Origin of the sequence: Amycolatopsis sp. lyj-108 (assembly GCF_046549005.1) — a bacterium.
Taxonomy (GTDB): domain Bacteria; phylum Actinomycetota; class Actinomycetes; order Mycobacteriales; family Pseudonocardiaceae; genus Amycolatopsis.
Window position 1 is genome coordinate 24,388 of the sequence record NZ_JAJPWQ010000017.1, and the last position, 19,679, is coordinate 44,066.

At 66.2% G+C, this 19,679-nt stretch carries 19 protein-coding genes; 8 read left to right on the forward strand and 11 right to left on the reverse strand.

Annotated elements, in window-relative coordinates; all coding sequences use genetic code 11:
• Positions 1–67: 67 nt before the first annotated feature.
• From ACLJO0_RS41515 to ACLJO0_RS41530, 4 genes are all read right to left on the reverse strand, one after another.
• Positions 68–484 (reverse strand): hypothetical protein, encoded by a 417-nt coding sequence (locus ACLJO0_RS41515; RefSeq protein ID WP_410585399.1) that lies wholly within the window; start codon positions 482–484, stop codon positions 68–70.
• Entirely contained in the window at positions 481–2,454 is a 1,974-nt protein-coding gene (locus ACLJO0_RS41520) for an integrase (RefSeq protein ID WP_410585400.1), read from the reverse strand. The genes ACLJO0_RS41515 and ACLJO0_RS41520 overlap by 4 nt, the downstream gene beginning before the upstream one ends.
• 137 nt (positions 2,455–2,591) lie before the next feature.
• Positions 2,592–4,268, reverse strand: a complete 1,677-nt coding sequence (locus ACLJO0_RS41525) for a hypothetical protein (protein ID WP_410585401.1) — start codon at positions 4,266–4,268, stop codon at positions 2,592–2,594.
• 56 nt (positions 4,269–4,324) lie between these two features.
• On the reverse strand, positions 4,325–5,875 hold the full coding sequence (locus ACLJO0_RS41530) for a site-specific integrase (RefSeq protein WP_410585402.1): 1,551 nt from the start codon (positions 5,873–5,875) through the stop codon (positions 4,325–4,327).
• Between the two features lie 116 nt (positions 5,876–5,991).
• Here ACLJO0_RS41530 and ACLJO0_RS41535 point away from each other — a divergent pair, with 116 nt between their 5' ends.
• A complete protein-coding gene (locus ACLJO0_RS41535) occupies positions 5,992–6,888 on the forward strand; it encodes a hypothetical protein (RefSeq protein WP_410585403.1) in 897 nt (298 codons plus the stop codon).
• Positions 6,889–7,369: 481 nt separating this feature from the next.
• On the opposite strand, the gene ACLJO0_RS41540 is transcribed toward ACLJO0_RS41535, so the two are convergent.
• The gene (locus ACLJO0_RS41540; RefSeq protein ID WP_410585404.1) at positions 7,370–7,780 is read right to left on the reverse strand and encodes a hypothetical protein; all 411 of its coding nucleotides are present in this window, start codon (positions 7,778–7,780) and stop codon (positions 7,370–7,372) included.
• A gap of 1,132 nt (positions 7,781–8,912) precedes the next feature.
• Between ACLJO0_RS41540 and ACLJO0_RS41545 the strand changes: the two genes are divergently transcribed.
• On the forward strand, positions 8,913–9,290 hold the full coding sequence (locus tag ACLJO0_RS41545) for a response regulator transcription factor (RefSeq protein ID WP_410585405.1): 378 nt from the start codon (positions 8,913–8,915) through the stop codon (positions 9,288–9,290).
• Between the two features lie 386 nt (positions 9,291–9,676).
• Here ACLJO0_RS41545 and ACLJO0_RS41550 read toward each other — a convergent pair whose 3' ends face one another.
• Entirely contained in the window at positions 9,677–9,844 is a 168-nt protein-coding gene (locus ACLJO0_RS41550; protein ID WP_410585406.1) for a hypothetical protein, read from the reverse strand.
• 199 nt (positions 9,845–10,043) lie between these two features.
• Here ACLJO0_RS41550 and ACLJO0_RS41555 point away from each other — a divergent pair, with 199 nt between their 5' ends.
• From ACLJO0_RS41555 to ACLJO0_RS41575, 5 genes are all read left to right on the forward strand, one after another.
• Positions 10,044–11,507 (forward strand): hypothetical protein, encoded by a 1,464-nt coding sequence (locus tag ACLJO0_RS41555; RefSeq protein ID WP_410585407.1) that lies wholly within the window; start codon positions 10,044–10,046, stop codon positions 11,505–11,507.
• A complete protein-coding gene (locus tag ACLJO0_RS41560) occupies positions 11,507–13,273 on the forward strand; it encodes a hypothetical protein (protein WP_410585408.1) in 1,767 nt (588 codons plus the stop codon). The genes ACLJO0_RS41555 and ACLJO0_RS41560 overlap by 1 nt, the downstream gene beginning before the upstream one ends.
• 107 nt (positions 13,274–13,380) lie before the next feature.
• Complete coding sequence (locus tag ACLJO0_RS41565; protein ID WP_410585409.1) at positions 13,381–15,444, forward strand: hypothetical protein; 2,064 nt, start codon at positions 13,381–13,383, stop codon at positions 15,442–15,444.
• 3 nt (positions 15,445–15,447) lie between these two features.
• The gene (locus ACLJO0_RS41570; RefSeq protein ID WP_410585410.1) at positions 15,448–15,891 is read left to right on the forward strand and encodes a hypothetical protein; all 444 of its coding nucleotides are present in this window, start codon (positions 15,448–15,450) and stop codon (positions 15,889–15,891) included.
• A gap of 66 nt (positions 15,892–15,957) precedes the next feature.
• Positions 15,958–16,137 (forward strand): hypothetical protein, encoded by a 180-nt coding sequence (locus ACLJO0_RS41575; protein WP_410585411.1) that lies wholly within the window; start codon positions 15,958–15,960, stop codon positions 16,135–16,137.
• A 338-nt stretch (positions 16,138–16,475) separates the two neighbouring features.
• Here ACLJO0_RS41575 and ACLJO0_RS41580 read toward each other — a convergent pair whose 3' ends face one another.
• The 3 genes from ACLJO0_RS41580 to ACLJO0_RS41590 are packed head-to-tail and all read right to left on the reverse strand — an operon-like array spanning position 16,476 to position 18,129.
• Positions 16,476–16,874, reverse strand: coding sequence for a hypothetical protein (locus ACLJO0_RS41580; protein ID WP_410585412.1), 399 nt, complete (start codon positions 16,872–16,874; stop codon positions 16,476–16,478).
• A 14-nt stretch (positions 16,875–16,888) separates the two neighbouring features.
• Complete coding sequence (locus tag ACLJO0_RS41585) at positions 16,889–17,674, reverse strand: SDR family NAD(P)-dependent oxidoreductase (RefSeq protein WP_410585413.1); 786 nt, start codon at positions 17,672–17,674, stop codon at positions 16,889–16,891.
• The gene (locus tag ACLJO0_RS41590; RefSeq protein ID WP_410585414.1) at positions 17,671–18,129 is read right to left on the reverse strand and encodes an SgcJ/EcaC family oxidoreductase; all 459 of its coding nucleotides are present in this window, start codon (positions 18,127–18,129) and stop codon (positions 17,671–17,673) included. The genes ACLJO0_RS41585 and ACLJO0_RS41590 overlap by 4 nt, the downstream gene beginning before the upstream one ends.
• A 121-nt stretch (positions 18,130–18,250) precedes the next feature.
• On the opposite strand from ACLJO0_RS41590, the gene ACLJO0_RS41595 reads away from it, so the two are divergent.
• The gene (locus ACLJO0_RS41595) at positions 18,251–18,745 is read left to right on the forward strand and encodes a MarR family winged helix-turn-helix transcriptional regulator (RefSeq protein WP_410585415.1); all 495 of its coding nucleotides are present in this window, start codon (positions 18,251–18,253) and stop codon (positions 18,743–18,745) included.
• A 59-nt stretch (positions 18,746–18,804) separates the two neighbouring features.
• Here the strand turns inward: ACLJO0_RS41595 and ACLJO0_RS41600 are convergent, their stop codons facing one another.
• Together ACLJO0_RS41600 and ACLJO0_RS41605 are read right to left on the reverse strand one after the other, a co-directional pair.
• Entirely contained in the window at positions 18,805–19,299 is a 495-nt protein-coding gene (locus ACLJO0_RS41600) for a DUF4158 domain-containing protein (protein ID WP_410585416.1), read from the reverse strand.
• 91 nt (positions 19,300–19,390) lie between these two features.
• The gene (locus ACLJO0_RS41605; RefSeq protein WP_410585417.1) at positions 19,391–19,663 is read right to left on the reverse strand and encodes a hypothetical protein; all 273 of its coding nucleotides are present in this window, start codon (positions 19,661–19,663) and stop codon (positions 19,391–19,393) included.
• Positions 19,664–19,679 lie beyond the last annotated feature (16 nt).

Genomic DNA, 19,679 nt, shown 5'->3' on the forward strand with positions numbered 1-19,679 from the left:
CGCGCGCTGACAATTACTGGCGCTTCTCAGGCGTCTGCCATGACCGAGAAACGGTGCTGGGCCTGCCCTACGAGCTCACTATGCGTCGGCCGGGCAGAGCGACAACGGTGGCGTCGGGGTACGTGAGTGCGTCCCGGAGCTGATTGTTCTCCAATGTAAGGTGTTGGACGACGCGGACGAGAGCTGGAATATCAGCTCGCAACCGTGCGAGCTCGGCGTTCTTGCTCGCGATCGTCTTATTCAGACTGGCGATGGTGGTGCGTAGTTGCCGCTCAACCTCGGCTATTGCGCCGTGTAGGGTGGTTTTTTCGTAGAACTCCGCTTTCAGATCGGTGTGCCGTTGGGTGAGTGCGTTACGGGGGACGCCTGCTTCCAGCGCCAGGGCAACGACGGTCAGCGCTCCGTTGGAACGCTCCGGGGTACCTGCCAGGATTCGATCCATAGCGGCGCGGATGCGATCGCGTTCGTCGAGAGCGGGCGTCATCTGGTGGTCTCCGTCAGGGTAGTGCGGCTGCGGTCGTGGGTCTCAGCGTAGCCACGGAGCCGCTCCGCGTTAGCGCGCAGCCGGTCGCCGATCGGTTGGAGGACATGGGTTGCGTGATCATTCAGGGTGTTCGCGCGTTCGCGGAGCTGGGCGGCATGGCGATCGGTGCGGACGATATTGGCGCAGCCGGGAACGCAGTGGTCCAGGCTGGGCGTGTCCTTGACGCCGTCGCGGTGGCAGAGGGCCGTGGCGCGCTTGTAGTGGCAGAGCAGCAGGGCGTGCGGGTTGTCGTAGATCATCGAGTCCTCGTTGACCAGCAGGCGACGGGCGGTGATGGCGGTAATGACGGTGCCGGCGAAGCGTGGCGCGGTGGCGGCGGCCTTGATCGCACGACGGGCTGCAGGACCGGACACCCCGCGACCGGCCATGAGGTCGTCATGGACATCGGCGACGGTGTCGGCGACCGCCCGAACGGTTTCGATGTCGATGAGCTCGTGGATGCCTCCGCGACCGCGGGATGCGTACTCGCCGGAGATCGCTGTACGTAGATGGCCGTATTGGATGGCCAGGGCTACCAAGCCGTTCGGGCGGCGCGCGATATGCCAGGCCAGGGATCTGCGGAAGCGCGCGGTACCTATCAGTCCGAGCGGGTCAGGCGGGATCGACTTGCCGGTCAGCCCATGGACAGCCGCTTCTTGGTTTGCCCACTGCACGAACGCGTCGATCCGCTTACGGAACGCGTTGAGCTTCAGCGAGCCGGTACCGGGACGCGCATGCAGGTCGTGAGCGCGATGGTCGAACAGCAATCCCCCGGCGGGGACCATGCGTTCCAGGACCCGGATGGCGCGGACGACCGGGGCGATGGCGACCCAGGGTACGTCTCGCTCGACGCCGGCGGAGTGGTGATTTCCCTGTTCGTCGGTGGCGCCTTTGTACTCGTGGCTGCGGATCAGGTGTCGTGAGGCGGTGCCGTCTGCGGCGGGCTCGGGGGTTGGGCAGCACCCGGCCCGTAGACCGAGGACCTCTCCCGGCCTCATGCCGGTCAAGTACGAGCAGACGATGAACGCGGCGGTGCCGAGATGCCGCATTAACGTCGCAACTTCGTCGTAGTCAATCGCCGTGCGCCAAGCTTGCCCGGCGAGCCGGGCGGTGACCTGGACGTCCAGCGGACACGGCCCTGGCCGTTCCGCGGCGATGACCAGCAGTCCCGCGCGCTGGACGAACCTGTCGATCTGGCCGAAGGTCGCACCTGTCATACCGCTGATGTACGTGCGCGCGAGCGCACGCCTGCCGAAGGACCTGGTTGTGGGCACAGGTTTTTGGGCGTCGATCAAGGGGTCAAGGAAGGCACGCAACGCGAACTGCCCGGCCGGGCTGGTAGTGACGTTGGCTGCGACGTCCAGCAGGCGCTGTCGTTCGGCAGCGGCGGCGAGTACGTCCTCAGCAAAATGGTCGACCATGCGCATTGCCCAGATGAGCAAGGGGCCCATCGTTCGTTCGGATAGGGGCTCGGTTTCGTTCTCGCCGCCGGCCGTGGTCACAGCCGGCAGGTAGTCATCGACCCCCATGTCCTCCCAAGGAGGTCGCGCAACACCGATCGGGCTGGCGCTGAGCTGGTCGAACGCCCACAAGCGCGTCAACGCCATCAAAGTCTTCCTGGTATAGCCGCGGCTGTGGTCCTGGCCGCGAACATGTGTGCCGTAGTCGTGCAGGACGGCGGTGTCGCACTCGGACAGGCTCCGGATGCCGCGGGCTTCCAGCCAGAGCGCCAGGTGCATCCAGTGATCCACCGTCGACGAGGTCACCGCCACACTCAGCCGGCCGCGGAGCCTGCCGCGCTCCATCCGGAACGCGGGTCCCAACTCAGCGTTGATCAGGTGCCAGGCCACCAACCGCAACTGGTCTCGGAACGCGAAAGGGCAGCGCTCCCAGTAGATCGTTGCCTTCCCCTGGCTGGGGTTCTCGGTCAAGGCGCTCAGTGGCCACACAGCGTCGGCGTAGCGGGCGTTGAAGTCGCCGTGCAGCGGCCGAGCGAGGTGTGGCAGGACGACAGGGCTCTGTGGTGTAGGCATAGGCAGTGCGTCGGGATCGAGTGCGGGGGCGGTGCTCACGTGTCCAGCGCTCCGGTCAGCAGAAGGTCAACGAGGTCGCGATCGGTATCGGTGATCTGGGCCAAGGCCTGCGCCCAGATGCCGTCGCCGAGCTTGCCCTGGAGATCGGTGAGGCGGGCGTGGGCATCACCCCAGTCCGTCTCCCAGCGGGCGGGAGGCAGGGCCGAGCGCAGGCTGGTCAACGCACCGTGCAGGTGCGCCAGCCGCGGATGGTGCCCGGGGTGGACACGAGCGTTCGTGCACGCCAGACACAGCAGGAATGAGGCACCACAGCCGGCGGAGGTCGGAACTGGCCCGTTGTCGAAGTCCGCGCAGGCCGCGGTCACGGTCTCCACATCCCCAGGGCTCGGCTGCTCGCGCAGCGTGGCGACCATAACCGTCGTTCGGGCACGGTCGGCCGCGTCCTCGGCTCCGGCCGCGATCGTCTCGACGGCTTCGGCCTGGACCCGCTTGTCGACCAGGACGTAGTGGCGATCGTGGGTGTCCTGGGAGTGCTGAGCAGGTTCTCGGCGATCGAGCGCGACCACCGTCCGTCGTCCCCTCCGGAACGGGGATCCGGTGAATCCCTCTGCCCGTGCCCATGTCTTGGCGGCGGAGGCGTCGACGCCGAAGTGGAACAGGCCGACCGCCGCGTGGCGGTCACGCTGGTCCACTCGGTCTTGCCTGCCGGTTTCCTGACGCCAGATGATCAACCGGTCGGTGCCGGGGGCGAGGTTCTCGACAATGGTGCGGGCTGGTGCGGTGGCGGCAAGGGCCTGGGTGATCAGACGTCCGGGTGACACGGATCCGTCATCGGTGACGTTTCTCGTCTCGTGGTGCTGACCGGTGCCGCGGCGCGGTTTCTCCAGCGGAACACGATAGGTCGGTCGGCCGTCGTCGCCGGGGTCCGGCGACGCTCGGGGAACCGTTAGGCGGTCGATCACCGACAGGTTCCACCCGAACTGCGCCAGCAGCAGGACCCCCAGTGCAGCCGCCTCCGTCCGCGACAAGAACAGCCGCTTCCATCTCACTTTGCCCAGCGCTTTACGGTACTTCCACACCAGGTTCCGGTGGCCGCTCTTGTCGATAGAGCAGGGAAGAGCCTCACCAGAGGTCATCATGGCCAGGGCCTCCCCCAGCACCCAGCCCTGGGTGTCCTCGCCGAACACTCCCTGCCGCCAGGCCGCCAGGTGCCGGAGGTTCTCCTCGATCCGTCCCGACGCAGCCCGGAACGTCCGCCGGGCGGCGACCGTGATCTGCTCGAACTCCGCCTCGCTGTAGGACTGGACCGCACCGGCGGGTTTCCGGATGCGCCTGGCCAGCTCGTCAGCTATCCGGCCGGTCTGCAAGCGTGCATCAGCCCGGAGAAGCCGGGTCACCGTGTCGAACGCCGAGTAGCCGTCAGTAGTCCCCACCAGACTTCCACGCCATCGCGCGACCATGGCCGCGGTGAGCTCGTCCAGATCGCGTGGCGGATGTTCTTGCTGGGACAGGAATGTCGTGAATCGGGTCAGGCGGAACCAGTGTTGTTTCGAGGTCATGTGCAAGGTCCAGCAGTGCGGGGTGCACCGGGCCGCGAACAGCGCGGCCAGCGAGCGCTGCATCGGTTCCGCCACCGGCAACGTGCCGAAGTCATACTCCTTGACCCGTCCCTCGCGGTTGTAATGGTGGACGACCAGACCGTCCGGGGCCATGTATTCCGGGCGCGCGTGACCGGATGGTGGCAGGGACGCGGAGCGCCCGCGCGGGCTCACTCGAGACCGCCGCGCGTCGGCGCAAGGCGATCGACGAGGTCCTGGATCCCCTCAGAGTCCCGCGCCACCCGGGCGAACAGCTCATCCAGCTCCGGCATCGGTGCGTTCACCGGTTCAGCCGCGCCGAGCAGCATCGGTCGCAGCTGCAGGTCAGCGACAGGAGCCAGGTACCGCTGGACCGTAGTCTCCCGTGTGGCGTGGCCTAACAAGCACTGCACCATGAACCACGGATCTCCGTACAGTTGTCGGAAATCTCGACGCTCCTCAGCGGACAGTCCGTACCGCTGATCCATGAGGGTGTTCAACACGACGAGCATGAACAGGGCGAACGAGTGCCGTGCAGAGTGCGGAGTCGCGTACGGGGCGAACACCTGGTGCGGGTCGAAGCCCAGCCTGCTCGGCGGGGTCAGCACCAGCGCGCATCGCTGGTTAGCGGCAGTGAAGACACCGTCCCAGGAGTGCACCTGGAACGGCAGGCCCTGCTCGTTGAGCCACAACCACAACGGTTCCAGACCACGCGGGCCCTCTGTGAACAGCCCCATTCGCTCCCGCACCGTCAGCGCGTCCAGCGGCCGGTAGCCGGCCACACCGCCCTGGTCCCGCCAGTGAACCACCGGCTTACGTCCCCGGGTGACCTCGGTGACCACCCGCCTACCGGGCAACCGGTCGTAGCGGCCCTTCTTCTGCGCCTGGCGCACCACCAACGCTCTCGACGAGTCCACATACGTCTCGATCTCGCCTACCGCGTCGGCGGCAACGTAGAACGTGCGCCGCTTCTTCGAGCGCGTCACCTCCGCGGCGACGATGCCCCGGTAGTAGCGACCGCCGTCCAGCCGCAGCGCGGGCACCTCGAACGTCAACAGGGAGCCACCTTCCGCCCGGCGCAGCCCCGAACTCGTCAACAGTCCCACGAACGCCACATTGCGGTCCTCAAGCCGACCTACCCAGCCCGGCTCAAGCACACCATCGCGAGTGTGACCGCGCAACCCGACGTCAATCCACCGCCGCCACGTCCGCGGCGTCAACCACTGCACATTGCCGCGCCGGGCATCCTTCGCCCTGGCCGTCGGCACCGTCGCCACCTCGCCGTCGCGACCGACCACCTGCCTCATCGCGACCGGGTTCCGCTGCACGTGGTAGTTGCTGACCGCCCACTTGTACAGGCTGGTGAATGCCGCCAGCTCACGATCCCACTTCGCTCCCCCGATCCGCAGGGGATTCGATTCAGCGAACCGGCGCCAGTGCTCGTAATCCTCCAGATCCCGTGGTGTCGCCTCAATCCAGCTCCGGCAACGCTGCCAGAGGAACGTCAGGAACAGACTGATGTCCGTCGCATAATTCCGCCGTGTTTCCGTTGTATAGCGACGAAACTTGTTGGACTGACTGTAGAAAATCAACAGCGGGTCCACCGTGTACTCCGGCGACAGGAAGATCGGGTCCCCCGCCCGCACCCCCACGTCATCTTCGCGTGCCGGTAAGTCCTCCCATCCGGCCAGTAGTCGCCGCCGCACTCCGCCACGAACCGCATCCTGCGGCACCCAGAACACTCGCCAACTCGTCACTCCACCATCCCTCTCGAACTGCGTCAACACGCACATTCAATAGGGAATACCTCAACTTCGATAACGGGGGCGCGGAACACGACCAGTCCGCCGTCTACGCCATGGACAACCTTGTGGAACTGCTGGGCGCGGATAACCGGACACCCGATGCCGGGATCATCGGCGAAGGCAACTTCTGGCGGCTCTTCGGCGGTAAGGGCATCGGGCAAGCCGAGTATGCGCTGAACACTGCGTTCCGCGACCGCAGCTATGTGATCCGGCCCGGTTGCCTGCCGAACAAGTGGGGAGATCTCGGTCCCGCTCTGCTGTATGACGCCAACCTCGTCCACAAACATACCTGGGACAGCGGGGACGAACCCGGTTTCCTCGAACGCAACGCCAACCGCGCCCTACTGTCCCCACGGGACTCGCCAGACCAGAAGTTCTATCTCTTCGGCTTCCACGGGCACCCGGACGGCGACCAGCGCCGCCACGACGTCAAACCATTCCGCCCCTACGGAGCACAGGCGCAACTGCCGACCATGGTCGTCGGGGACTTTTTCGGTCACCCTTCCGGACCGAAATTCGAGCCCGACACCTACGCCGAGCATTTCGACGAACTGTGCCACTACGCGCCCCGCATGTTGTTCCCAGACGGCATTCCCGTTCCTGGTGACCACCCGTTCGACACTCACGCCCTCGACTATCTGTGCGGCCGCTGGCGGCGCGGCCGCCGCGATTGGCGGCGCGCGTGGCTGACCCGGAAACCCGGCGGCCGCGTGGGCGGTGTCGGGTTCAGCCACATGGCCGAACTCGCCGACGACTACACCCCCACGAACTTCCCAGCACCGAACGGCAGGCCACCCACCCAGATCGACGCCGCCGTGTTCAACCCCCGCGCGGCCGCGATGCTCGTCCCCGGAAGCGTGCTCATCCACGAACCCGCGCAGCAGATCAACAGCCACAAGCGGATCAGTTTCCGGATGGCGTTTCCCACTGGAACCGAAGGCCCGGAATAGATCACGGGCAGCAACACGAACTCCCGGCCCGGCCTGCAGGAGAGGATTCGGGCCAGTTGGTATCGCACAACCTGCGCGATGGACAGCGGGACCCGCCCCCTGCGACCTGGCTTGGAATGTCACGTCCACGATGACGTCGACGCTGCCCCGTTCGCTGATCTGTCCTGTAGGCCGGCCGTGTGCGACACTCCGGAAGATCACCAGAGCTATCCATGCTCCCGAATCAGGTGACAGCTTCGATCCAGCAAGGCCGAACGCCCGCGATGCGCTCAGCGGCGGTGGCGTCGCATTCTGCACCAGTCCGCCGGGCGGGCAGGCCGAAAAGTATGGCCTGCCCTGGCCCAGCGGACTGGCAGCAAGTACCACGGGTGACAAGTAGCGTTCATATGAACGCACCGACGCCCGCGCTGCCACGACAGCACAGCGGATACCGTCGCAGAACAGAAAATCAATCGAGTACAAAGTAGACCTGGTTAGGACCTCAGCCGCACCAGCCGACATTCCATCGGTCGATCTGGTACGAGATGCTACCCCCTCCCCAAAGCCTCGCCCAGATCCGTTGGTCACCGAAATCCATCAGGTCGTACAATCCTTGCCCAGCGTTCGTCCACCTGAGAATCGCGCCGTTGTACCACAGCGGCGTGTTATCTCGCGTAATGCACTGGTAGCGCGCCTTCACCGACGGTTCCTTCGCCACTACGGCCGACGCCGAATCAACGCTATTCGAACCGGATTCGACAGAAGAATACGAGACCGACGATGCCGCATGCGGCACTTCGGCAGCGGCGGCGCCTGACGGGGCGACCGAACCGATTCCGCATGCCAGCGCACCCGCCACCGACAGGGTAGCGGCGATCCGAGCCACATGAGCATGACGAGATTTAATGACCATGCCGAGTTCCTCCCAATTAATGATCAACGAAGCCAGGGAGGGACGTAGAGACGACTAGCGCATCCCCGAGCCGTTCAGATACTGCGCGAGCACGTGAACCTCAAGAGGGGGTTCGGGAGACGGCGCCCTCCCCTGGAACCGTCTCCCGAACCACGGCGCCCTCCAGGGGGTAGAGGAGGCGCCGCTTCGAAGGCCTGGAGCACCGTCCCGAACGGGTAACTCCGTGACGACCTTCTGAGACAAGTCTGCCCACACTTCGTCATATCGTCAACTTTTTCAGACGTTTTCCTAGCAAGTCACGCTCAGTGTTTTATGGAGCACCCCACGTGCTCCTGGCTTGTCTGCCTTCACAGTCGCAGCGTGCCGAGCGTCGCGGAGACAACACTGCGGTGGCCTCTGCCGTGCGTGGAGGGCAAGCGCACTGGCGCCGGACGCTGCGAGAACTCCCTGACCGCTTCCTGGTACGAGCAGCAGGAGCAGTGGTTCCGAACCGAACACGTCGATGCCTCGATACTCAAACATCAGCGCCACCGCCGGACATCGCCACGTCCACTGCAACGCCTACGCACTGATGCCGACATGGACGAAGTCCATGACGACGCACTCTTCGACGACGGCGACCTACCACGCCGAGCCCGCCGGCCGCTCGGGAGGCTGGCCATGTTCGGTCGAGTTCTCGCTCCATCCGCACATCCCGGGGATGTGCCCAGAAGTGAATAAATGAACGGGATTCACGCCTTGTGCGTGCACGAGGCGGACACGGCATTCAAGCAGACCCACCCGCAGCGGCCGACTGCCGAGGGGCGTTCCCTTACATCGACGGGCCGCCGCGGATGGGCCTGCTTCGGGAACGCTTCGTCCACCTCGCACACCCACCAAGACGGTTTCCTTGGTGCCACGACGACGCGCTGCTTCCAGCGCACGTCCGGTCCTTCAGTTGCCGCGTCCCTCGCGGCTCGGATCGATTGGCTCCAAGCACCTCACCCGAACTCGCCGCCTACCGAAAACCACCCGAATGAGCCGGGACCCCGAGCCGCGCACGTCGCCCCAACGTGCCGCGCCCCGGCTCGGCTGGCTGGTCGTCGCACCGCGCCGCGACGACCAGCCAGCCCCTCCAGCGAAGGGCTAAACGATGCGCAAAAGAATGACACTCTCACCAACAGAACTGGAGGTCCTCCAGCATATCGCCCGAGGCCTCGAGAACCGCGAGATTGCCACCAAAACCTTTCGTTCTATCGAGACCATTCGCACCCACGTGAAGAACATTCTGTACAAGCTCAAGGCCGCCAACCGGGCTCATGCCGTGGCGATCGCCTACCACGTGGGCATCTTTCAAGGGCTGCCCCGCACGGAAGAACAGGCCACGTCCCCACTGACGCCGCCTGAGCCGAACCTCACTGTGCAGATTCCGCCCGGACATCCCGCCGCGGAGACGATACCTCCGAACGATCCGCCCGCTAGACAACGCACGGCCACATCGGACGGACCCCGTCCACGAATCCAGCGGTGACTGTGACAGCCGCGACGTTGTTCCCACTGCCCTCTGTCGGCCCGCCCCTCGACATTGTGTCGTGGGGAGCGGGTGTGGAGAGCTCCGCCTATCTGACCGAGATCCTGTCGGCCCCGGAAGACCATGGGACTGATCCGGCGAACATGGTGGTGCTGCACGCGGTCGTCGGCTCGGAGTTCAACGACACGCTTCGCGATTCCGAACGTTTCATCCTGCCGCTGCTACGCGACCGAGGTGTCCGCCTGGTCCAGTTGTCGCGCCGTGGTCCGGTTGAGTCTGACGGAATCGAAATTCTCGATGACTCACGAAGTCCCAGAGTCATGCACAGCAAGGGTCCGTGGACGCTGGCACAGCACAACGCGATCAACGGCATCACTCCCCAACTCTCAGATCGCCGCTGTTCGCTGCAATTCAAGGGATTCGTTCTCGACCGCTTCATCCTCACCGCGTTTCCCGACCGCGAGTACCGGCATGCGATCGGCTACAACCGCGACGAAACCGGCCGCGCCGACAAGGATGACGTCTACGCCACCCAAACGCGCGAGCCGTTCCATCCACTCATCGATTGGGACTGGTCCCGCACCCGATGCCTTGCACGCCTACACAAGGCCTTCCGCATCACGTGGAAGAAGTCCGCGTGCTCGTTCTGTCTTCTGACTGCTTTGCTGCTGTGTCCCGATTGGACTGAGTCTCCGCCGGTCAGTATCCGTTCCGTGTTGCGACCTAGCGTGTCTCGATTGTACCTTCCCCGACGTGAAGATGATCTTGTTCGAGGTTCAGGGTTGGGAGTCGTGGGACGTCGATCAGAGACCGGTCACGCCCGACGGCATGCCAGTGCTCATCGACGACGATCTCTTCCTGGAGGACGCGGGCGGTCCCCGGCCGTGCGCGGTGGTCAATCGTTGGTTGCGCGAGCTGCCGTCGAGCGGGTGTTCGTCGCCGTCGTCGTGGCCGACGTACGGACGTGCGTTGCGTGCGTGGATGGAGTTCCTCTCCGAGCGGGGAATCGAGCTGTTCGACACCCGTCCGCAACTGAAGGCCGCACTCAGCGCGTATGCGGTTCATCGGGCGTGCGGGCCGATCGCGGTACGCTTCGGGGCCGCCACGTGGGACCAGCACGTCAGCATTCTCACGGTGTCCTACAAGTGGGCGACCGCCGAAGGTCACGCGCAGGCCGAGCCGTTCACCTACCGGCAGGCCAAGGTCGCCTACGGCCATCAAGAACAGGTCCAGCAGGTCAACATGGCCGTGCGGCGCCGTCCGAAGCCGCACGTGACGATCAAGTACCTGGCCTCGGATTTCGAGCAACTGTTCCTGAAAGCGTTGGCAGGGCTAGATTCTGACGGGCAAGAGGACACCCAGTACCGGGGACGTGAGCTGGCGCGTAACGCGGACGTGGGGAAACTCGCTCTGTCGACCGGTCTGCGCCGCCAGGAGTTCACCTACCTGCTGACGCCGGAAATCCCACTGCTTCCTCCGACGCCGTCCGCGCTGCCGATCCCATTTCCGGTTCCAGCTGAAGTGACCAAGGGCCGGAAGTTCCGCGAGACCTGGATTAGCTACGCCGCGCTGGCCGAGGTCCACCGCTACGTCGAGCTTGCCCGGCCGCTGGCCGCGGAAGGATCAACGTGGCGCCCGAAAGATCCGTTGCTGGTCACGCAGGTCGACCAGGTGGGCGGCAGGATCGACGGCAACCGAGTGCGCTGGTGCACGCTGCGCCCGGCAGACCGGCTGCGACTGGTCGCGCCGGACGGCGGTTCGATGCTTCTGGCATTGCGGCACGACGGCGGCCCGTTCACCGCGTGGGCGACGGTGCTCGAGCGGGCCTCCGCGCGGATACGGGACCGGTTCGAACCGAGATTCCCGACCGTGTACCCCCATCGGCTGCGCCATACATTCGCGATTCGGACCCTGGAAAGACTTGTCGGCGGCTACTACGCCCAGCTCGCGCAGATGATCGAGGACACTGACGCCGATGCCGCGCTCGCCTTCTATCTGTCCAAAGCGGACCCGATGGCCGTGTTGCGCGACCTTTTAGGACATTCGTCAGTCCTGACCACGGAAATTTATCTACGGCGCCTGGATATGACACGCATCTACCGCGACGCCTACGAACGGCATGGCCACAGTCGTCCCGAGCGGGCGCAACTCGCGGCAGCAACACGCGAAGCGAATGAAGAGTTCGACGAGGCCATCGACCACATGGGAGCCCGCTGATGCCGGCGACACTGATCGACGACCCGCTCGGCATCACCTTCGTCTCCACAGCCCGGCGCACCGACGAGAACATCCGGCTCGGCAAGGTCAGTAACCCCGTGCTGGCCAGCGAGATGCTGATCGGGCTGGTCGACCTCGTGCATCCGCACGGCCGGATCGATGAGATCAAGACGTTCAAGCAGTACGTCACCTCGATCCGGCGGTTCGTCGCCGAGCTCACCGACCGCGGGCACGTCGGCGGCGCGGCGAACCTCACCCGGCCGCAGTTGGCGCAGTACTGGATGGCAGCCAGCAACGCCCGGGAGTATAAGACCCGCCGCATCCTCGCCGCGATGGATGACGAGCTCGGCGTCCTGAAACCGGACGTTCGCGCGCTGGTGGACGGTCGGCACTTCAATCCGCAGAGACGGCGGGACAAGCGCCGCACCGTGCCCTACAGCGAACAGGAGTGGCAGCAACTGCAGCAGGTCTGCCGGGAATCGATCCGCCGTTCCTACGGCGCGCACCGCGCGGCCATCGCCGCCGCCGAACGCGGCCGGGACCCGCGCGAGGGCGGGTTCGATTTCGACAACGTCTGCTGGCTGTTCCAGCGGCGCGGCCCGATGACGTGGACGGCGTTCTCGCAGGAGTTCGGATCCGCTGCGGGCGACGCGTGTACCGAGATCGTGCCGAAGGCGTGCACGGCACTGTTCGTCGACACGAGCATCACGCTGGCATACCGCACGCTGTTCGGGACCTACAGCGGCATCGTCCCGGACGGCATCGAATCCCTCGGCGTCGAGGACCTCGACTGGGCAGGTGACTCGACGATCCTGTTGCGCTACCTGAAGGGCCGGACCTCGACGGAGAGCTTAACCCTCAACGCCCGATCGGTACGTCTGCTGGAGCAATGGCTCGACCACTCCACCCTGACCCGGAACACCGCGCCGGCCGAGGCGCGGGGAGAACTGTGGGCGCGCTACGCCAACGGCCGCTACGGGCAGCTGATGTCCGCGGAGATCACCAGCGGCCAGGTCACCGAGTGGATCCAGCGGGATCTTCCCGCCATGCTCGACGTCGACGTCGCGCTCGTCGCAGACGACGGCGAACCCCTGCGGGTCAACCGGCTTCGCATCCGGACCACGTTCGAGTCACTGCGCGATCGCAAGTCCTGGTTCGGCAGCTCGCGAGCCACAGTGGACCCGAACCACACCCCGGCGATCGAGGGCGACAACTACCTGACCGCAACCACCCCCGCGCAGCAGGACGCCGTCGACACGATCATCGAGAACGCCCAAGCCGACGTGCTCCGCAAAGCGCGACCACCGATCGTGCTGACCACGCAGGAGACCGCGGAGTTCGCACAGCGGTTCCCGGACGCGGTCCGCGCGATGCGGTTGAGCGACGAGACGATCACTGCCTTGGTCACCACCGTCGGCCAGGACGTGTTCGTCGCCGCGTGCGCGGATCCGATGTCGGGCCTGCACGGTCCGGCGGGCAAGCCGTGCCCGGCGCGGCCGTGGGTATGTCTACTGTGCCCGCTGGCGATCTTCACCCCTCGCCACGCGGTGAACCTGCTGCGGATGCAGGCGTTCTTCGCACGTCAGTGGCAGCAGCTTCCCTCGGCCCAGTTCATGGCCACCTTCGGCCCCTACGCCCAGCGGATCGACGACATCCTCGGGGCCTTCCGCGACCGTGACCCTGCACTGCTGACCCGAGCCGTCCGCGATGTCGCCGATGCAGACACCGAGCTGCCCCTGCTTCCGGAGGAACGCACAAACCCATGACGACGACCGCAACCAACTCCGAGCGCCACGATGGTGCGTCCCCGTTCCGAGGGCTTGATCTGTGTGCCGCGATTGGTCTGCGCGTGCGCCTCGGCGGGCGTGGGCCAGTGTTCGAACAAGACGTCTGGAACTTCTCCGATGCCACGGATCTGGCTGCGTACATCGCGAAGCCGCACAAGCGCTGGAACTTCGGGGCGATCCGGAATCCGGTGTGGCGAGTGGTGGCCAAGGAATACCTCGTCGCGCTGCTGGTGCCCTCACACGACGCCGTGTGCGAGCTTCCTGCCGCGTACCGGGTGGCGCGAACGGTCCCAGGGTGCGTGAACAAGCACTACGAGCTGATCCGCTGGTTCAACTGGCTGACCAACGAGGGCATCACCGAACTCGGTCAGGTCAGCGAGCACCTCTGCGAGGTCTACATCGCCGAGCGGCGACGCGGCAACGGCAAGGGCCTCGGCGACCGACGCTCAACGGTGAACATGGCCGTACAGGTCATCAACGGCCTCGTGCAGTACCACGCCCTGTTCAGCAATGACCGGCTCCGCGCGGGATTCCGGCCGTTCGGCGGGAAAGCCGCCGCCGCGGTCGCCGGACTGAAGACACCTATCGAGAACAGCACCCCGGTGGTGCCCGACGATGTCCTGCAGCCGGTGCTCGCCGCAGCCCTGTACGTGGTGGATGCCCTCGGCCCGCACGTCGTGGCGCTGAACAGACACATGCGGGCCGAACGTGCCCGCATCCGGACCCTCCCGGAGCCGAGGAGCCCGAGTATGGGGCTGGTTCGGGCGGCGATCGAGCAACGCGTCGTCGACGGCAGGCCGTTCAGCCGTATCCCGCACCAGGTCGAGCAGATCGTCAGGCGTACGCCCGCTCACCCCGATGACCCGCTGGCAAACCTTTCGCTGAGAGACGTGGCGATCGACGCCGGGTTCGGGAACTTCCGCACGGAGTGGCTCACGCAGCTTCGGCCGGTCTTGGAGCGCGCAGCCGCGCTCGTGGGCGTCGAGGAACCGCTGGGACGTGATGCCGCCGAGGTGGCCCGCGCCGACGGCCGCGGCGATGTCGCGTGGACGGTGCCGCTGTCGGATCGTCACGCCCGCGCCCTGACCGACGTGGTGCGTACCGCGTGCCTGCTGGTGATCGCGGCTGCGACCGGAATGCGGTCCAGTGAACTGTTCGAGCTCACCCTCGGCTGCCGACTTCCACCGGAGGAGAAGGCTCCGGGGATGTGGCGATATCGGCTGGCGGGGAAGGTCATCAAACACCGCGGCTACGGCGGTGAGGCCGACGAGTGGGTGGTCGTGGCCGAAGTCCATCGCGCCGTGGCGCTCGCCGAGCAACTGCTCGGTGACGACGCCGAACCGGGCGCGCTGCTGTTCGGACGTACGTCGTTCAAGAACACCTACGGCACCTTCCGCCGTTGGGTCAACGGTCCCGCCGGGGATCGCCTTGGCCTCGTGCCGATTCCGGAGCGGAAAGTGGAGCTGCGGATGCTGCGCCGCACCTTGGCCGTCGAAATCGCGTATCGGCCAGGCGGGCTGCTGGCCGCGAAGCTCGCGCTCAAGCACATCAGCGTCGTCACGACCGAGGGCTACGCCGGGCGCCCCGGCGGCGCGCAGGCGAAGTTCCTCGCCGAGGTCGGCAAGGAAGAGCAGAAACGCAACCTGGACATCCTGGTCGACGAGATGACCAACTACCGCAACGGTATCCGCCCCTCTGGGCCGCATGCCAAGAACCTGCTGGAGTTCTTCGACATCGTGGACGGAAAGCTGACCGACGAGCAACGAGCGGCACCCAAAATCATCGTCACCGATCAGGAGTTACGCGGCATGCTGTCCAAACGGGCGAAGACCCTGCACCTGGGGATAGCGAACTACTGCTGGTTCACCGACCCCTCGAAAGCGCTCTGCCTGCGCCTGGCCGGCACCCCGGACGCGGATAAACCCTTGATCGGGATGTGCGACTCCGCTCGCTGCCCGCAAGCGACTCACCATCCGTGCCACCGGCCGGTGTGGGCCCAGGCCGTCGAGAGCACCACCGTGTTCCTCGGCAACCTCAGCCGCGGCCAGAAGGCCGAAAAAGTCAGGTTGGGAGCCGACCTGGCCCGCGCGAACCGCGTCCTGGCCGAGATCGACGCCAACAGCGGTACCGCGTCGACGGACGAGGTCTGAGCTATGGGACGACTCGACCAGCAGACGCGCACGCAGAAGGAAGCCACCATCCGTGCGGCGATGGACCGCCTGTTGCGCGGCGAGCTCCCACCTGGCGGCAAATGTGATGTCAAGACCCTGGCCACCGCCAGCGGCATCACCCGCGCCGCGCTCTACAGCACCTACCTGCATCTGAAGGAGGAGTTCGAGCACCGCCGCGACACACTGCGCGACACCGGCGTGATCGCCGACCCCCGCGAGCGGCAGATCGAACGACTGAAAGAACAGGTCACCTCGTTGAAAAAGCGCGTCGGCGCCCAAGAACAACAGAACGCCGACCTCATCAGCTTCCAGATCCAGGCCGTGTCACGGCTGACTGCTCAGCACGAGGAGATCATCCGGCTTCGGGCTGCGCTGGCGTCCGGCGGTGTCGTCCGCGACCTGCTAACACCGCGGGGCCAGCAGTGATTGGGCCTTCAGGCGCAGCAGCCGACTTCCGCTGGGCCGGCCTGCGACCGCGCGGCGACCCCTCCGATGGTCGAAGGGATCCAAGTCGTCTCCCGTTCCTGGGTCCGGGTCGATATCACTCTGGAGCAGGCCCTGGAACTCGGATTGTCCCCAGGCGCGTACGTCGTCGAAGGCCCGCTGCGCGACCTGAACGACGAGTTCGTCGAGTTGCCCGACATCTCTACCGTGCGGGTTTCGGCCCGCTGACTCCACCCCTGCGACTTCGAACGGCAACCGCTGACATACCGCGATCTCGACACACGTCCATGGTGACCGCCCGGATGGGAAAGATCAGCCTTGCCTGGGACGCGTCCGAGCGGGTGGGTGGGTGTCCTCGGCGCCGGTGCCGCGCACCGGCGCCGAGGACCTCGACATGACCGAAACTCACAGCATCGGAGGGCCGAAATCGCGGTCCCATAAGGCCAGCAGTGTCGAGCCGAACAGATTGAGCCGGTCGCCGAACGGCTCCGTCACCACCGCCGCGAAAGTCCCTCGGCCTGCCGTCGCATCTCTTCTTCCTCGGAGATGTTCCGGTGCGTCCAGTGTCATGCAGTGCGTCGCGTTGACGCTGCCCCGCCGTTCTGGGCTGGGGTCGTGGGGTAGGCATTGACGCCGAGGTGGGCTCCGATGGTCTCCAATCGGCAGATGAACGCCGCGGGTGCGTCACGCAGAGCGGGATGGGAGGCCAGGGGGACCGCCCAGCGGCTTCGCTGTGCCACGTTGTAGATCTTCAGTGTGATCATGCTGCCGCCGGGTGTCGGGGTGACGGTGGTCTCGCTGCGATACCACCAGCTGCCCTGGACGGCGACGCTTCGCGTGCGCGTAGAGGCCTCGACGGTGACTCCGTCGGCCGGCGGCACGTCGAGGACCAGGGGTGTGACCTGGTCGACGGGTGCTTCGATGAGACCGTGCAGGGTGCGCAGGTGCTTCTTGCGGATGGGCATGGGATTGCTCCGTTTCAGAGGGGCGTGCGGTGGTAGGCGGGAGACTGCCGTTGGGGGGTGAGGATGCGCAGGGCCGCCCGTCGGGGCAGGGCCCTGGCCACGGCCGCGAACAGGGTGTTCTTCGTGCCGCAGATGACGGTGGGCTGTTTGCGACGGTGCAGGGCCGCCAGAGCCGTGGCAGCGACTTGTTCCGGGCTCTGCACCAGGCCAGCGGGTACGTCAGCGCCGCTGTGCGGCTGCGATCGCGTCGAGGTCATTCCCGGGCACAGGCCCATGACATAGACGCCGCGGGCCTTGTGCTCATGCCACAGGGATTCCGAGAACGAGGTGACGAATGCCTTGGTGGCGCTGTAGACGCTCAGGTTCGCCATGGGGGCGAACGCGAGGGTGGACGAGACGTTGACCAATGCCCCGCCGGGCTGGGCCCCGGTCAGGAAGGCGTGGGCGAGGGTGAGCAGCGCGTGGCAGTTGAGGTTCATCATGGCCGTCGCGCGCTCCAGCGGGACGTCGACGAACGGCCCGGAACTCGCGGTGCCCGCATTGTTGACCAGGACGTCGAACCGGCCCTGCTGCACACCGTCGACCACGCGTTCCAGGCCGTCCTCGGTCGCCAGGTCCGCGACGAGAGCCGCATGCCCGCCCTCGCCCAGGCCGTCGATGACCGCGCGCAGGCGTGCCTCGTTGCGCGCGATGCCGGTGACCGTGTAGCCGTCCGCGGCCAGTGCACTGGCCAGCGCACGGCCGATGCCCTCACTCGCCCCGGTGACCAGAGCCGTGCCCCGGGCGGTAGACCCGGTCACTTCTGTGCGGCCGGGATGGTGCCGGGGGCAGTCTTGAAGGAGATGGCCTCCAACAGCGCCTTGCGCTGGGTGTTCTGGAAGGCCGCCACCCGCCACTGCCCGTCCGCCTCACGCACGAACGTGCACGTCTGCACCTTCGACAGCTTCGAGGACCGGGGCGCGGCGGCGCCCTTGTAGGTGTCGCCGCGACCGTTGACGACCGCGGTATCCGGACCGTAGAACCGGATGTCGGTGATCTCCCCGGCGAGCTTGGTGTTCTTGAGGAACTTCGCGAACAGCGCACGGTGGCACTCCACGATGTCGGCCCTTCCGCTGTAGTACGTCCCGACGAACGTGACGTACGTGGCGTCCTGAGTGAAAAGTGCCCCGTATGCGTCCGCGTCGTTGCGGGCCCACGCGCGGTTCATCTCGGCCATCACCGCGGTGATGGCCGCCTTGTCGCCCTGTGTGGTCATGCCGCCCTCCAGTTCGTTAAGGTGAAGCAGAATCTGCTCGCACACAATATCTGCATTGTTGCAACTACTAGCCTAAGGGGCATCCACAGCGATGGCAAACCCGACGCCTGGAGACCAGCACGTGATCTTCCGCCAGTACCTCGACGCGGTGGGTTTGCATGGCATGGCCGGTGCGGAAGCCGCCGGTCTCCAGCCCACCGAGTGGTACGCGGTCAGCCTGATCACCCTGGCCGGACGCATCACCTCGGGCGATCTGGCCGCCCGCACCGGCCTGACCACCGGGGCCACGACCCGGCTCATCGACCGACTGGAGAAGGCCGGTTACCTGCGCCGCACTTCGGACCCGGCCGACCGCCGACGGGTCATCGTCGAAGCCTCAGCCGAGACCTTCCCCGACATCGAGGACGTGGTCGGTCCCGCCCGCCGACTGATCGCCGAGGTCCTGGACCGTTACACACCCCAACAGCGTGAGGTCCTCTTCGACTATTTCACCCACGCGGCCCCCGCCTACCGGGCAGCCACCGAAGAGATCCGCGCCCGCGCCGCACGTAGCCGCCGCCCCGGCCCCAAACCCAAGGAAGCCACTCCTCGCCCCGCCCCTCCTGCGAGCGAGTGAGCGCCCGTTTCCCCGCCTTCCGTACCACAAGCCCCGGCACCGAGAGCCTGGCGCTGCTCTCACAAACGACCCTTTGCCGGAGCAAGATCAAATATGGCCGGGCCGAGGTCGCCGAGAAGCGGATCGGCTCTCAGAACCGGGTCGCGCTCAAGCGAAAGGAGCGGGGTTCTGTGACCTACGTTGTGCGAAAATCCGGACTCATGACGGACCCACAAGAACCTTCCTCCGGCAGCAACGCGATGACCCGTTTCAATCAGCCGCGCCTCGCCGCGAGCCAGCGCCGAGCGCACGATCCGCTCTATCCGGCCCGCCGTCGGCGGTTCCAAACGCCAACCACTCAGCCAGCTCAGCAGCACAGCGCCCACCTCCTCCGCGCGGCGCTCGACCTCGGTCACCTCGGCGACCAGCCAGTCAGTCGCATCGGCCTGGTCAGCGACCGAACTTTCAGTGAACCCGAAGAACTCGCGGATCTCCGCGCGGCGACGCTCGCGCGTCCGGCCTGTCCAGTCGCAGGAAGACCGCGGCCATGCCGACCATGAGTACCGCCAAGACACGGCAGAGAGCCGCGGTCCGCATACGGGTGGCCCACGCCGCTCCCGCCCAGGCGCCGAGCAGACTGCCGGCGAGCGAGTTGACCACGATCGCTTAGTGCGCGCCGAGCTCGGCCGCCGACGCTACGGCCAGCCGGGCGGGAAGGGCGGTGATCACAACGAACGGGCTCATCGCCATGTTAAGGATCACCGCCGACAGCGCGGCAAACCCGGACAGCCCGATCAGCAGCGGCAGCCGGAACTCCGCACCGTCCAGCCCGATCATCCCGCCGAGCAACCCCACTGCTGCGCCGGTCGCAAAAGCCAGGGGCGCGGATCGGGCGCGGCGTGTGCCACGCTCGGTCGAGCTGACCACCACGTCGACCACGCAGCACCTCCGCCGC